Origin of the sequence: Ekhidna sp., from assembly GCF_039940915.1 — a bacterium.
Lineage (GTDB): Bacteria > Bacteroidota > Bacteroidia > Cytophagales > Cyclobacteriaceae > Ekhidna.
Map to the genome: position 1 here is coordinate 827862 of NZ_JBDVFO010000002.1, position 13743 is coordinate 841604.

At 41.2% G+C, this 13743-nt stretch carries 11 protein-coding genes and 2 tRNA genes; 9 read left to right on the forward strand and 4 right to left on the reverse strand.

All coding sequences use genetic code 11. From position 1 onward, the window contains the following. Positions 1-182 precede the first annotated feature (182 nt). A tRNA-Arg gene (locus tag ABJF57_RS08785) sits at positions 183-256 on the reverse strand. Positions 257-415: 159 nt separating this feature from the next. After that, positions 416-502: transfer RNA gene (locus tag ABJF57_RS08790), tRNA-Ser, on the reverse strand. Between the two features lie 172 nt (positions 503-674). On the opposite strand from ABJF57_RS08790, the gene ABJF57_RS08795 reads away from it, so the two are divergent. The 4 genes from ABJF57_RS08795 (at position 675) to ABJF57_RS08810 (ending at position 4681) form a co-directional block, all read left to right on the forward strand. After that, positions 675-1415, forward strand: a complete 741-nt coding sequence (locus ABJF57_RS08795; RefSeq protein ID WP_462234363.1) for a toxin-antitoxin system YwqK family antitoxin — start codon at positions 675-677, stop codon at positions 1413-1415. A gap of 114 nt (positions 1416-1529) precedes the next feature. Continuing rightward, entirely contained in the window at positions 1530-2498 is a 969-nt protein-coding gene (locus ABJF57_RS08800) for a vWA domain-containing protein (protein ID WP_462234365.1), read from the forward strand. Beyond that, positions 2495-3298: a hypothetical protein gene (locus ABJF57_RS08805; protein ID WP_462234367.1), complete on the forward strand. Its 804-nt coding sequence runs from the start codon at positions 2495-2497 to the stop codon at positions 3296-3298. Before ABJF57_RS08800 ends, ABJF57_RS08805 begins: the two co-directional genes overlap by 4 nt. 204 nt (positions 3299-3502) lie before the next feature. After that, positions 3503-4681 carry an acetyl-CoA C-acyltransferase gene (locus tag ABJF57_RS08810; RefSeq protein ID WP_462234368.1) on the forward strand — a complete coding sequence of 393 codons (1179 nt, stop codon included), beginning with the start codon at positions 3503-3505 and terminating at the stop codon, positions 4679-4681. Between the two features lie 83 nt (positions 4682-4764). Here the strand turns inward: ABJF57_RS08810 and ABJF57_RS08815 are convergent, their stop codons facing one another. Further along, a complete protein-coding gene (locus tag ABJF57_RS08815; protein WP_462234370.1) occupies positions 4765-5607 on the reverse strand; it encodes a prephenate dehydrogenase in 843 nt (280 codons plus the stop codon). An 82-nt stretch (positions 5608-5689) separates the two neighbouring features. Between ABJF57_RS08815 and ABJF57_RS08820 the strand changes: the two genes are divergently transcribed. From ABJF57_RS08820 to ABJF57_RS08830, 3 genes are read left to right on the forward strand one after another with little or no spacing between them, the layout of a single operon-like run. Then, positions 5690-6991 (forward strand): toxin-antitoxin system YwqK family antitoxin, encoded by a 1302-nt coding sequence (locus ABJF57_RS08820; protein ID WP_462234372.1) that lies wholly within the window; start codon positions 5690-5692, stop codon positions 6989-6991. A gap of 29 nt (positions 6992-7020) precedes the next feature. Then, positions 7021-8160: a M23 family metallopeptidase gene (locus tag ABJF57_RS08825; protein WP_462234373.1), complete on the forward strand. Its 1140-nt coding sequence runs from the start codon at positions 7021-7023 to the stop codon at positions 8158-8160. A gap of 23 nt (positions 8161-8183) precedes the next feature. Then, complete coding sequence (locus ABJF57_RS08830) at positions 8184-8501, forward strand: potassium channel family protein (protein WP_462234375.1); 318 nt, start codon at positions 8184-8186, stop codon at positions 8499-8501. Here the strand turns inward: ABJF57_RS08830 and ABJF57_RS08835 are convergent. Then, entirely contained in the window at positions 8498-9664 is a 1167-nt protein-coding gene (locus ABJF57_RS08835) for a PQQ-dependent sugar dehydrogenase (protein ID WP_462234377.1), read from the reverse strand. The genes ABJF57_RS08830 and ABJF57_RS08835 overlap by 4 nt on opposite strands. A gap of 146 nt (positions 9665-9810) precedes the next feature. Between ABJF57_RS08835 and ABJF57_RS08840 the strand changes: the two genes are divergently transcribed. Both ABJF57_RS08840 and abc-f read left to right on the forward strand, forming a co-directional pair. After that, on the forward strand, positions 9811-11808 hold the full coding sequence (locus ABJF57_RS08840) for a sensor histidine kinase (RefSeq protein WP_462234379.1): 1998 nt from the start codon (positions 9811-9813) through the stop codon (positions 11806-11808). 50 nt (positions 11809-11858) lie between these two features. Next, on the forward strand, positions 11859-13733 hold the full coding sequence (gene abc-f, locus ABJF57_RS08845) for a ribosomal protection-like ABC-F family protein (protein WP_462234381.1): 1875 nt from the start codon (positions 11859-11861) through the stop codon (positions 13731-13733). Positions 13734-13743 lie beyond the last annotated feature (10 nt).

Below are 13743 nucleotides of genomic sequence, written 5' to 3' on the forward strand. Positions count from 1 at the left end.
GCCGCACAGGGACTCGAATGGAAGCGTCCACCTGGCAGAATCTTCTGTCCGATCAAACCTGCTGCTTAGAAGCCGTAGTGAAACGAGCAGCTACTCTAACCGACTTACCATTAACTAACCGTTATTTCTTGTTGAAAATCGAATTATAACAAAAAAACCCGCTAAAAAAGCGGGTTTAATCGTGATTGCACAGGGACTCGAACCCCGAACCTGCTGCTTAGAAGGCAGCTGCTCTATCCAGTTGAGCTATGCAACCATATTTTGTTATACGTAGAGAGGGATTATTCCATGATCCCCTGATGGGGAGAATGAAACAAAATACTGATACTTCGTATCAGACCAACCTCCTCTAACCCTATTTCAAGTAAACTTGAATCGGGTTTCTCCGGTTGCTGCTTTTGCAGCATTTTGTTTGCGGAGAGAGGGGGATTCGAACCCCCGGTACGATTTCTCGCACGCATGTTTAGCAAACATGTGGTTTCAGCCACTCACCCACCTCTCCGTGGTATTAGCCGATGCTCATTTTCAGTCAGCTTTCTGACTAAATTCCCTTCAAAAAAAACATCCTCATATCGGGATATCCCTGAAAAGGAGTGCAAATATAAAAGTTACCTTCAAAAATCCATTTCGTTCATCCAATTCTTTAGTAATTTCCTCCAATTAATTTTTCAAGCATGAATAAAACCCAGATACTCATAGCTTTAGTCATACTTAGCATTTTTGGTGTAAGTGCCACCTACCTTGATCTATCGCAACTTATTTCCAGCAAATCAGAAAAACCTGCCACCGAGCGTAAAGTAAAACACGGTGAGGTGCGACAGTATACCAAAAGCAAAAAACTTCGGACAGTAGTAAACTACGATCAAGGGATCAAGCATGGCACTTCCTATTTATACCATGATGATGGTGAAACCATTTTGCTCGCCATGCCATACAACAAAGGAAAGAGAGAAGGTACCTCAATGAAATACTTCGAAAGTGGCGTGCTCTATGCCTCTACCTCGTATCAAAATGATCGGATGCATGGGCCAAGAAAAATACACTATTCATCTGGTCAACTAAAAGCCATTATCAATTACGGGTATGGGAATCCCGGAACAGGGACAAAAGAATACCTCCTTGACGGTACGCTAAAAAATGAAAATCGCATCCTCGCTAAGAAAAATGGAAACATTTACCTGCTTTCCACATCCGAGGAGTGTAAGAAGTCAAAGTTTTTCATAGGTAAGCTCATCGATGATCGCTACTTCAATGCGGTGCACAAAGATGTTAGGCTTTTACCAAAGGACAATGGAACCTATTTTGTGGACCTGAATGTGTATACGACAAGCTACCTCAAGCTACAAGACATCATTTGCGAATGTGAAAGCAAACAGGGAAATCCGATAATTTTAAAAACCAATCTTAACCCTTAAAAGGGATCAACATACTCTTATCCTTAAAAAATGTTAATCCATAAAAATCAAGAGCCTCTCATCCAATTGATCTGTTAGATTTGCTGCCGATGAAAACTAAAGACAGCTTGGTACATGAAGTGGGTTAACTCGATTAGCACTTTTGAACTTGTATTGGCAGGGATATTTCTCTTGCTCTATCTCATTTTTATATGGAGAGTCATTCGCACTACCAGGAGGTTAGGCCTTCCAGCCAGAAGAGTAATAATCAAGACACTCCTCCGAACCATTTATTTCGGGCTAATTGTTATGTCTCTCCTGGGGCCCAGTTTTGGCGATACTTCACGTGAAGTAAAAACTGTTGGAAAAGACATATTTGTCTGTATTGATCTCAGCCAATCCATGAATGCGGTAGATGTCCAACCATCACGACTGGAAAAAGTGAAATTCGAATTAAAAAATATTGTTGAAGCATTTAATTCTGATCGCATCGGTCTGATCATGTTTAGCAGTGAAGCTTACATGCAGTGTCCACTCACTTATGACAACAACGCACTCAACCTTTTCATTCAAACACTAAACACCGGAATGGTTCCCAACTTTGGAACTGACTTTGGTCCGCCGTTAGAAATGGCCACCGAAAAATTAATTGCCGACGATACCGTCATTACTCGATCCAAATCAAAAATCACCATTCTCATCAGTGATGGCGAAGATTTTGGTGACAACACAGACGAAATTGTTGATGATTTAGAATCCGAGGGGATAACGCTTTTCACTTTAGGCGTTGGCACCAAGCAAGGCAGCAAAATTCCCACTCGAAACGGTTTCAAAACGGACAGAAGTGGAAATGATGTCATCTCACAGCTAAATTCCACTTCCTTAGAAAAGCTGGCAGACAATGCAGGTGGTGAGTATTTCGAAATAAATGAATCAAGAAACGATGTAGCACGTTTGATTAATGCAATCAACAATGTAGAAGGTGAAATGAGGGATGCCAAGCAAGTAGATGCCACCCAAAATAGATACTACTACTTCTTAAGTCTAGCATTATTATTGATGGTAATGGATGTACTATTTAGCGTGAAATTGATAAAACTATGAGATCATTTTTAGTAATTATACTAGCGATTTTGATCAATGATCCTAAAGAGATCGCCAAAATCAATTCATTGAAAAGAGAAGCCGAAGCAGCCTATTTGGCTCAGGATTATGAATTGGCTCTTTCAAAATACACCATTCTTCGTGATTCACTTGGAGTGGACGACCCTGCCATCAAACTAAATCTTGCACATTCACACTATCATTTGGGAGATACTGCAGGCGCCAAATTGAATTACGGCAACTTGGCGAGTTCGGAAAGTAAACCCTTGAAATCCATAGCCCTGCAACAGTTGGGGGTGATGAGCAAAGAGGCCAACAAACTGGAAGAAGCACTTCAGCAACTGAAATCTGCTATCAAAGCAGACCCCACCAATCAGGAAGCCATATACAATTATGAAGTTGTGAAAAAACAACTGGAAGAGCAGAAGCAGCAAGAACAACAAAATCAAGATCAGGAAAACAAAGACGGGGAGGACGAGCAAGAGAAACAAAATCAAGATCAGAAAAAAGACGGAGAGCAGGAGAATCAAGAAAACCAAGACGGAGAAAATCAAGAAAAATCTGACGAGGAACAGAACGAAGAACAAAAAGAGCAAGAGAAAAAGGAAGGTGAAGAGCAAGAAAGTGAGAAAGAGAAATCGCAGGAACAGATGACCAAAGAAAAACTGGAGGAGATGGGTATCAGCGAGGAAAAAGCCCGACAACTGCTAGAGGCAATGAGACAAAGCGAAATCAAATACCTACAACATCAGCAAAGGAAACCAACCAAGCGTCCTCCTAGCGATAAGCCTGACTGGTAGTTTCAATTCTTTCGATTGCTACTTTTTCCAAAATGATTTTACGATCTTTGCGTCCCGATTTGAACCATCGGGACTTTTTTTTGATTTAAATACAACAAACCCTCAACAGAAATGAAATGAGCTAGTCCTTACATCTCATGTTTTCCAACAAGAGGTAAAAGTTTATAGCAAATTCCTTGAGACCCTTAAAAAAAATTAATACACATGAAAGAAGTATACATAGCAGCAGCTGTCAGAACTCCCATTGGAAGCTTCGGTGGAAAACTTGCTGGATTCTCAGCCACACAACTAGGCACATTCGCCATCAAAGGAGCACTTGAAAAATCAGGCGTTTCTGCGGATCAGGTAAATGAAGTATTCATGGGAAATGTACTATCTGCAAATCTTGGACAGGCACCTGCTCGACAGGCAGCAATAGGTGCAGGTATTGGACATAATGTACCATGCACTACCGTAAACAAAGTATGCTCTTCCGGAATGAAAGCCGTCATGTTTGGAGCACAATCAATCATGTTGGGGACCAATGATGTGGTTGTGGCCGGAGGAATGGAAAGCATGTCCAATGTACCATACTATATACCTAAAGCACGATTTGGGTACAAATACGGTCATGGTCAAATGGTCGACGGGCTGATGCACGATGGACTGTGGGAAGTATACAATGAATTTCCTATGGGTAACTGTGCAGACAATACTGCCAACGAAATGAACATTTCAAGAGAAGCACAGGACGAGTATGCAATCAACTCATATAAAAAAGTAGCTGCTTCCACTGAGGCTGGAGATTTCAAAGATGAAATTGTACCTGTTGCTATCCCCCAGCGAAAAGGTGATCCCGTACTTATGGATGAAGATGAAGAGTTTAGAAATGTGAATTATGATAAAATTCCATCCTTACGACCTGTATTTAGTAAAGAAGGAACCGTAACAGCTGCTAATGCTTCTACCATCAATGACGGTGCCTCTGCACTTGTATTAGTGAGCAAAGAAAAAGCAGACGAATTGGGACTTACATTGATTGCCAAGATCAAAGGTTTTGGTGATGCGGCGCAAGAGCCATTGTGGTTTACCACAGCTCCTTCCCTAGCTATTCCAAGAGCTTTGGATCATGCAGGTATTTCACAGGACGATGTGGACTTCTGGGAGGTAAACGAAGCATTCTCTGCGGTAGCGATTGCCAATCAGGAAAAGCTTGGGCTAGACGCTGATAAGCTTAACGTTTTTGGTGGTGCCGTGGCAATGGGTCACCCTCTGGGCACATCAGGTGCTAGAATCATCTCTACACTTGTAAATGTGTTGAACAAGAAAGGCGGCAAAATCGGCTGTGCTGGCATCTGCAACGGTGGTGGCGGTGCCTCTGCTATTGTGATAGAAAAGGTTTAGTCAGGAGGCGTCATTGTGAAGGCAAATCGAGGCAATCGCTACATTACTAGGACTGCTGCTGGTTTGCCTTCGCAATGACGTTTCTATTTCAAAATCTTTCGAATCACTCTGCCCTCTTCCAGATACTCCTCAATGGCATCCTCCTCATTATTCTCAATGAGCGTTTCCAGTTGCTCCAACTCCTTTTTGTAAGCCACTATCCCTTTTAGCACCATCTCCTTATTCTCCAAAAAAATGGAACTCCACATCCTCGGAGAACTTTTAGCTAAACGAACAGTCGACTCAAAACCAGAACCTGCTAAATCCAAAATCACTTCACCATCTTTCTCTTTATTGAGTACCGTATTGCTCAATACATAGGAAGTGATGTGACTAAGGTGAGAAATGTATGCCAAGTGCCGATCATGTTCCTTTGCACTCATTTTTGTCAAATAAAACCCTGCACTCTTTGCCAAATCCTCGAATAACATCAACTTATGCAAATCCGTCTTTTCAGCATCACAAAGAATCAGGTTTTTATCAACGAACAACTCTTTAAATGCGGCATCCGGACCCGAATGTTCCGTTCCCGCAATTGGGTGAGCCGCAATAAACTGATCCCTTTTTTCATGGCTATCTGCTGTTTCGCAGATGGTATTTTTAGTAGAACCAAAATCTACAACAAACTGATGCGATTCCAATTTATCAAGTATAACAGGTAAGAGCTCTTTTATAGCTTTTACAGGAATTGCCAGCACAATGCCATCTGCCCATTTTACTGCACTATTCATCTCACTGAATACCTCATCTACGAGCCCTATTTTTTTAGCTTTCAACAACGCTTCCTGATCAAGATCAAAACCTGCAAAACTTAAATCAGATCTATCTTTCAATGCAAGAGAGAAAGAACCTCCAATCAGACCAACACCCACTATTAGTATATTCATTCGATAAATTTTAGCTTTGAAGTAGACGAATTTACGTTGTGTATTTATTTTGTACTAAATACGTCTACAAATCGTTTGTACGATGATGAAAAACCTAACGACCCTAGCCCTTCTCACTTTCCTTGTATTTCAAAGCTCTGCGCAGCTAATTAAAACCTACTACGATCAGGGACAAATAAAAGAAGAATATAACATTCTCAATGGCGATAGCTCATTGGTGGATGGAACATACAAGATGTATGACCTCAGTGGTAACGTAATCGTCACTGGCGAATTCGATTCTGGTGAGAAAGAAGGCACATTCTATAATTACTATGCTGATGGCAGTATTCAAAGGCAGACCGTCTATATAGATAATCTTCGAGAAGGACTTACTCAGGTTTTCACCCCTTCCGGTCAGGTTATTCAGGAATCTACCTTTCAGCAAGACACCCTCGTGGGAGCTATCAAACTATACGATGAGAATGGAAATCTAAAAGGCACCACTTCATTTAAAAATGGAAAGCCCAGCGGGCCAGTTTTTTCATACTTTGAAAATGGTGAAGTGAAAGAGGAAGTTACTTATGCAGAGGGTAAACCCAATGGAATAACTCGCCAGTACTACAAAAGTGGAAAAATAAAGCTTGAAGCTAACTATAGCGCCGGTTTGCTTGACGGCACATACAAAACCTATTATCCCACAGGTAAACTGGAAATGGAGGTGGTGAATCAACGCGGTGACCGCACAGGATCAGTAAAAACGTATCATGAAAATGGCCAGCTTAAGGCACTCGGCACCTATGAAGAAGGGACACTGCAAGGTGAATATTTGGTCTATTATGCAAACGGCGACACCAAGAGTGAGTATAAATACAAAGATGGATATCGTACTGGGAAAAGCCTTGATTATCATGCAAATGGAAAAATCCGTTTAGCATCAAGCTTCTCCAATAGCGGTATGAACGCAGCAATAAAAGAATACAGCGACAAAGGGGTACTTATCTCTGAAAAAGAATTACTCAACGAGCTACCGCACGGCACATGGAAAATCTGGAACGACAAAGGAGATCCTCTGGCTGTTGAACGATATGAGAAAGGGAAGCTGCACGGCATGCAGGAAGCATACGAAAAAGGGAATAAGTTCTCATTGACGGAATATCGATTTGGAAACAAGTATGGCACCTATCAAGAATTCTATTCCAACGGAAGCCTCAAAATAGCAGCAACTAATGAGCTCAATAAGCTGCAAGGCACATACATACAGTATTATAAAAACGGACAAATAGAATATTCCGGCACATATGTAAGAAACAGACGTCATGCTGTTTGGAATTACTATGATAAGAAAGGCAATCTAATCGAGGAAGTAACCTATAAACATGGAGAGAAGATAGAAAACAACTAACTAGCTCGAAGATTTTCCGTAAATGAGGTATGTCATCAAAGTTCCTGACCACATTCCTCGCAGCACTCATACTTTTCAGTTGCTCAGAAAAAGAAATCGTTCCAGAAAGATTCTACCCCAGAAACGACCATGAAGCGTATTGGTATTCGCTGAAACAGGCCAATTTATTGAATACGGCGCTTGGCAAAGAATGGCTGACTGCAGCTCAAAAACCTTTTGATGAGCAGATCAAAGTCCAACTACCTTATCAGGAAGCATTCGAAATATCCAACTTAAAGCCAGATGCACTTGGCTATAGGTTCGATGTGAAAAGGGGCCAAAAAGTACTCATCGATATCAATCTGATCACCAATGATACCACCCAGGTTTTTGTTGATCTATTTCGGATTGATAATGATTCACTCGGCACGTATCGCCAGGTAGCCTCGGCGGACAGTGTATATGACTTGGCCTTCGCTCCGAGAAAAGACGCATCGTATCTGCTACGACTTCAGCCTGAACTCTTGCGTGGTGGACAGTTTACGATCACCATCGAGAACGTGCCAACACTCGCCTTCCCCGTTGCTGGAAAAAATGTAAGGGCCATACAGAGTTTTTTTGGTGATCCAAGAGACGGAGGTAGAAGAGATCATCACGGAGTGGATATTTTCGCAAAAAGACACACTCCTATCCTGGCACCGATTGCTGCAGATGTTCGATTCGTGGGAACCCGAGGGATCGGTGGTAAGGTCGTATGGCTTTACGATCGGAAAACCGGCAATCATCTATACTTTGCGCACCTTCAAGAACAAAAAGTAAAAAGATATCAAAAAGTAAATCCTGGAGACACCATTGGTACAGTAGGCAATACAGGCAATGCCAAATACACTCCCCCCCACCTTCACTTTGGCATTTATAATAATGGCCCCATAAATCCTTTTTCATTCATTGTGGAAGAATACAAACGCCCTTCCAAATTCGGAGCAGACACCACACTGCTAGGAAAAGAAATCGTTCTTAAAGAAATGCTTCCTCTCTGGAATCAAATGAACAAGTCGGCGCAAGTATCAGATACCTTATTCATCGGGGAGCAGCTTAAAATTGCCGCTGTAAACCATGTATACGTGCGAGTTACTTCACTTTCTGGCAAAAAAGGGGTTCTTACCAAGGATGTCATAAGGAAACTCTGATAAGGAATCAGTAATTTCATTGCATGATTATCATCAGTACTGTCAAGTCATTTCTGGCCGATAAAGAATACCGAGACCTTTTATTGACTAGTATAGCCATACTAGTTATTGGAACGTTCGTTTATCACGAATTAGAAGGTTGGAGCTATTTGGATGCTTTTTATTTCTCCTTCATCACACTCACTACAATTGGTTTTGGTGATTTTGCACCACAAACAGATGCCGGTAAGGTATTTACCATCATTTACATAGTTATTGGAGTCGGTATCATTTTAACCTTCATCAATACCCTCTACAACCATTACAATCAGAATAAAAAAAAGAAATCTAAAAAAGATTAATTCTGATATGTCACACGAAAGATGGTGCCGGCTAAGTCATCAGAGATTAGCATAGATCCATCTGAGGCAAAAATTAAATCAACAGGTCTCGCCCATGCCGTATTGGTTTCTTTATTCAGAAATCCAACTGCAAAATCTTCATATGCCACACCTTGACCATTTTCTTCGGTCACCAGGGTAATCTTATGTCCTGTATGTCCCACATCAGAATCTCGATTCCAAGAGCCATGCTCAGCAATGAATACCTTATGCTTATAGGTAGATGGAAATGATTCGCTTGTACAAAATTTAAGTCCGAGCGGTGCAACATGTGGACCAAGGGTCTGAGCCGGTTTTACAAAATCTGAGCATGGATATTTATCTCCGAATTCTGGATCTTTTACTTCTCCTGCATGGCAATATGGATATCCGAAGTGTTGCCCCTGTTCACTCACACGATTCAGCTCACATGAGGGGCTTTCATTGCCAAGCCAGTCTCTTCCATTATCCGTGAACCACATCTCTCCTGTCTCTGGATGCCAGGTAAAACCTACGGTATTTCGGACACCATGCACATAAACCTCTCTGTCTGATCCATCAGGATTCATCCGGGTAATACTTGCATACATCTCATTCTTACTTTCACAAATATTGCAAGGAGCACCTACTGGTACATATAGTTTGCCATCAGGCCCAAAAGCGATGTACTTCCATCCATGATGTCCGTCAGTAGGGTAATCATCATAAATTTTCACTGGCTTTGGTGGGTTTTCCAGATTTGCTTCTATATCGTCAAATCGCCAGAGTTTTGAAACTTCAGCCACATAAAGCGACCCATCTTTGAAAGCAATGCCATTTGGCATTCGCATTCCACTCGCAATTACATAGCGTTCATCTGCTTTCCAATCACCATCCGTGTCTTTCAATGCATAGACCTTATCGCCTCCTCGGTTGCTTACAAACAAGGTTCCATTATCCGTCATCACCATTGCTCTCGCATTGTTAACGCGGGCAAAAACATCAATTTTAAAACCTTCAGGAAGTTCAATGGCATCAAGGTTTAATCCTTCATAGGACACCAAAGGCATATCGTTAATAGGATCTTCTGTCTCATTTTCCTCTAGTGACTTAGAAGAACAAGAAACCATCAAAATCATCAAAAAAAGTGCAGAAAATCGGAACATACTTACGTTTTCAGTTCAAGTTAAATGATACAATTGACAAATACATATTGACATAGATCGAAAGATTTCACGGTTAAATAGAATAATTAAAATTCGTCGCTCTTTGTTCTATAGATTGTACTCACTTAAACCTAGTTCCAGCTTCTTTGATTCAAAGACTACTTATCCTTTTTCCAATTTTGTTTGGAAGCCTTTCCAGTCATGCCCAAGAAACGCCTATTATTTTCGAGGGGGATGAGATTTACCTTAAGGGTGAGTGGAATCTGGTGATGAACTCCTTTCTCTCCTATCCTGAAACAACAAAATCTCCAGATAAAGCTGAAATCGACATCCCCAGTACTTGGAATAATGTAATCTGGAATGGTGAAAAAGTTGGATCTTTTGGGTTCGGCACCTACTATAAAACCATCGTAATTGGTGAAGACATCTCAACGCAATATTTAGCGATTGAAGTGCCGGAAGTAAGCATTGCGTATCGGCTCTATGCAAACGAAAAACTCATTGGTCAGGTAGGTGTTCCCGGTAAAAACAAATCCCAAACTCGACCTAAAATAGATTTTCAGGTTTATGATTTTGAAATCCATGCCGGAGACACCGTAACGTTCACCTTCCACATTAGTAATTTCAGTAACCAGAGTGGTGGACTTTGGTATGCACCTAAGCTGGCTTACAAGAAAGATTTACAGGAAAAAATTGATTTGAATCGATCATTAAAACTCATCATCATTGGATGCATCCTGATCGGTGCATTATTTCAATTGTCTATATTTCTCAGAAAGCGAAACGAAAAATCTGCATTCTACTTCTTTCTCATATGCCTTTCTCTTTCAATGCTTTTGGTGACCAGAGGGGATTTACCAATCATCGATCTTTTTCCAAAAACCAGTTGGGTAGCGTTGAAAAAAACCCTTTACTTATCCATCATTCTCATTGGACCAGTCAATGCGCTTTTTCTTCGAGAGACTTTTCCTAAATTCTTCCATAAGAAAATCGCTAACGGGATGGGAGTTTTAGCGTTGGCACTATCACTCTTTACACTGGTTGTATCTCCTAGAATCACGTACTCTATCATTCCATTTTATCACGTCTACAATGTCTTCATAGGCATCTACTTATTTGTCTGTTTGGTTAGGGCTGCGATAGCCAACAGGTTTGGTGCACGATTTCTATTGGTAGGATATCTGGCCGCATTTTTAGCTGTTTTGCATGACCTACTTTCCAGCAATTATGTCATTCCTGCTTTTTCATTTGATATGATGCACGCTGGCATAGCGTTCTATATCCTCCAATTGATGTTCATGCTAACTGGGAGGTACTTGTTTGCACTTGAAGGCAAGGAACAACTGTCTGCTCATTTGGAGAAAGTAAATAAAGAATTAGAAGAGATGGTGGATCGAAGAACCAAGGCATTGAAAGATAAAAATGAAATAATTGAGCTTAAAAACGCAGAATTGGAACAGGCAATGAAAGAAAAGGATCATTTGATGGCCGTAGTAGCTCATGATCTGAAAGCCCCTCTTTCAAGTATTCAAGGAATTAGTGAATTGATGAAATCAGATTTGAAAGGTCAAACAGCTGAATTCAATGAGATGATTAAAAAGGTCACCGTTGATGGACGAGCAATGATTGAAAACCTCACAGAGCTAAAGGTTTTTGAACAAGATGACTTTGAAGTAAATAAATCCTCTTTTGATTTAGCCGATTTTTTTGAACAAAAGAAAATTGCGTTCCATCAACTTGCGGAAAAGAAAGACATTCAGCTAAATGCCTCCCTTGACCTGTCAAACAAACAGGTAATATCAGATTCAAATGTACTTGGGAGAATAACAGATAATTTACTTTCCAACGCTATAAAGTTTACATCTAGAGGAGGAAAAGTTGATTTTAACCTATCTAACAAGAACGGAATGCTCGTGCTTTGCGTCGAAGATAATGGCCTTGGATTTAATGATAAAGACAAGACCAAAGTCTTTCAAAAGTTTCAACGCTTATCATCCAGACCTACTGCCGGTGAAAGTTCTGCCGGCCTTGGATTATCCATTGTAAAAACACTGGTGGAAAAATTAGGAGGAACCATTGCGCTAGAAAGTGAAAAAGGAAAAGGTGCCAAGTTTACCGTCTCCATCTTACTTGATCAAAAATAGTTTTGCGTTTCAGGAATCATTAAAAAAGTATTGAAGTTACTTTTGCGCGCATGATCGATATCACGAATCTTTCTTATTATATAGGCGACCGTCCACTGTACGATGAAGCCTCGCTTTTTATTGGGCCTAAAGACAAAATAGGGCTGATCGGACTCAATGGTACGGGCAAGTCTACCTTGCTAAAAATGATGGTCGGAGATACCCAACCATCTGGGGGTAAAATTTCCATGAGTAAGGATACAACCATTGGCTTCCTAAATCAGGATTTACTTTCTTTCCAAACACAGGATTCGATCCTGGCAGTAGCTATGACGGCTTTCGCCAAAACCATGGCGATCCAGAAAGAGATCGACAAAGTGATCAAAGAAATGGAGGAAAACTACCGCGATGAGCTGGTAGATAAGTTGGCAAAACTTCAGGAAAGATTCGAAGCGCAGGAAGGATATACGCTGCAATCCAGAGCTGAGGAGATACTGGAAGGGATTGGATTCAAGACCGCCGATCTCTCTCGCCCACTGAGTGAGTTTTCAGGAGGATGGCGGATGCGCGTAATGCTGGCGAAGTTGCTTCTGGAAAAACCCAGCCTCCTGATGCTCGATGAGCCTACCAACCACCTTGACCTCCCATCCATCCAATGGATTGAAAATTATTTACAATCCTACGAGGGTGCATACATCATCGTCTCTCACGATAGAGAATTCCTCAATCGATCTGTCAATAAGATTGTAGAAGTCACCCAAGCCAATCTGCATGTGTATTCCGGAAACTATGATTTCTACGAAGAAGAAAAATCTTTGCGGAATGAGTTGCAACAAAACGCCTACGAAAATCAGCAAAAGAAAATAAAAGAAGCAGAACGCTTCATTGAACGTTTCAAAGCCAAAGCTACCAAAGCCAGTCAAGCACAGTCCAAGATGAAAATGTTGGAAAAAATGGATCGTGTAGAAGAGGTGATTGACGAAAACATGAAGGTCAATTTTCGTTTCAACTTTAAGACCAAATCTGGAAGACATGTGAAACGACTGGAAGATATTTCTAAATCCTACGGCGATCTTGACATACTGAGCAATGCATCGATCGGACTGGAACGAGGAGATAAGGTTGCACTAATTGGAGCAAACGGAAAAGGTAAGTCTACCCTACTCAGAATAGTGGCGGGCACTGAATCGCATGAAGGAAAAGTGCAAACCGGACATAACGTAATCAACTCATTTTATGCACAGCATCAATTGGAATCTCTGGGTGTGCAAAATGACTTACTGGAAGAGCTAAAGCTAGCTGGAACGGGTAAAACAGAACAAGAGCTGCGAAGTGTTTTGGGATGCTTCTTATTTTCGGATGATGAGGTTTTCAAAAAGATCAAAGTGCTTTCTGGTGGTGAGAAATCCAGAGTTGCATTGGCCAAGACACTGATATCTGAAGCCAATTTTCTATTGCTCGATGAGCCCACAAACCACTTGGACATGATGTCTGTGAGCATACTGGTACAAGCCCTTCAACAGTATGAAGGTACGCTTTTGCTTGTTTCTCACGACAGGCATTTCATTACTCAGGTAGCCAACAAAATCTGGTGGATTGAAGGTCAGGAAATAAAAGAGTATCCAGGCACATATCAGGAGTTTACCTGGTGGTGGGAAAAAAACAACAAGGGTGCAGATACCTCGGCTAAGGAGGTGAAACCAATAAAGAAAAAAGAGCATACGAAGCAGCGAAACAATGAGGAGGAACAAAAAGCTGCGAAAGAACTCAAGAACATCGAACAGAAAATTGAATCGCTGGAAGCAAGCATTAAATCACTTGAGGATCAGCTTGCAGACCCTCAGATTTATGAAAAAGCGGATGAGTATGAGAAAGTAAACACTCAATACAAGAAAGAGCAAGCTGAGTTAGAGGGACTAATGGAAAAGTGGGAGGAGTTAGCTTAATCAAGTATTT

What these genes read in the sequence shown, in the direction of transcription:
- ABJF57_RS08795 (WP_462234363.1), top strand. Translation starts at nt 675, where the DNA reads ATGAATAAAACCCAGATACTCATAGCTTTAGTCATACTTAGCATTTTT.
- ABJF57_RS08800 (WP_462234365.1), top strand. Translation starts at nt 1,530, where the DNA reads ATGAAGTGGGTTAACTCGATTAGCACTTTTGAACTTGTATTGGCAGGG.
- ABJF57_RS08805 (WP_462234367.1), top strand. Translation starts at nt 2,495, where the DNA reads ATGAGATCATTTTTAGTAATTATACTAGCGATTTTGATCAATGATCCT.
- ABJF57_RS08810 (WP_462234368.1), top strand. Translation starts at nt 3,503, where the DNA reads ATGAAAGAAGTATACATAGCAGCAGCTGTCAGAACTCCCATTGGAAGC.
- ABJF57_RS08815 (WP_462234370.1), bottom strand. Translation starts at nt 5,607, where the DNA reads ATGAATATACTAATAGTGGGTGTTGGTCTGATTGGAGGTTCTTTCTCT.
- ABJF57_RS08820 (WP_462234372.1), top strand. Translation starts at nt 5,690, where the DNA reads ATGATGAAAAACCTAACGACCCTAGCCCTTCTCACTTTCCTTGTATTT.
- ABJF57_RS08825 (WP_462234373.1), top strand. Translation starts at nt 7,021, where the DNA reads ATGTCATCAAAGTTCCTGACCACATTCCTCGCAGCACTCATACTTTTC.
- ABJF57_RS08830 (WP_462234375.1), top strand. Translation starts at nt 8,184, where the DNA reads ATGATTATCATCAGTACTGTCAAGTCATTTCTGGCCGATAAAGAATAC.
- ABJF57_RS08835 (WP_462234377.1), bottom strand. Translation starts at nt 9,664, where the DNA reads ATGTTCCGATTTTCTGCACTTTTTTTGATGATTTTGATGGTTTCTTGT.
- abc-f (WP_462234381.1), top strand. Translation starts at nt 11,859, where the DNA reads ATGATCGATATCACGAATCTTTCTTATTATATAGGCGACCGTCCACTG.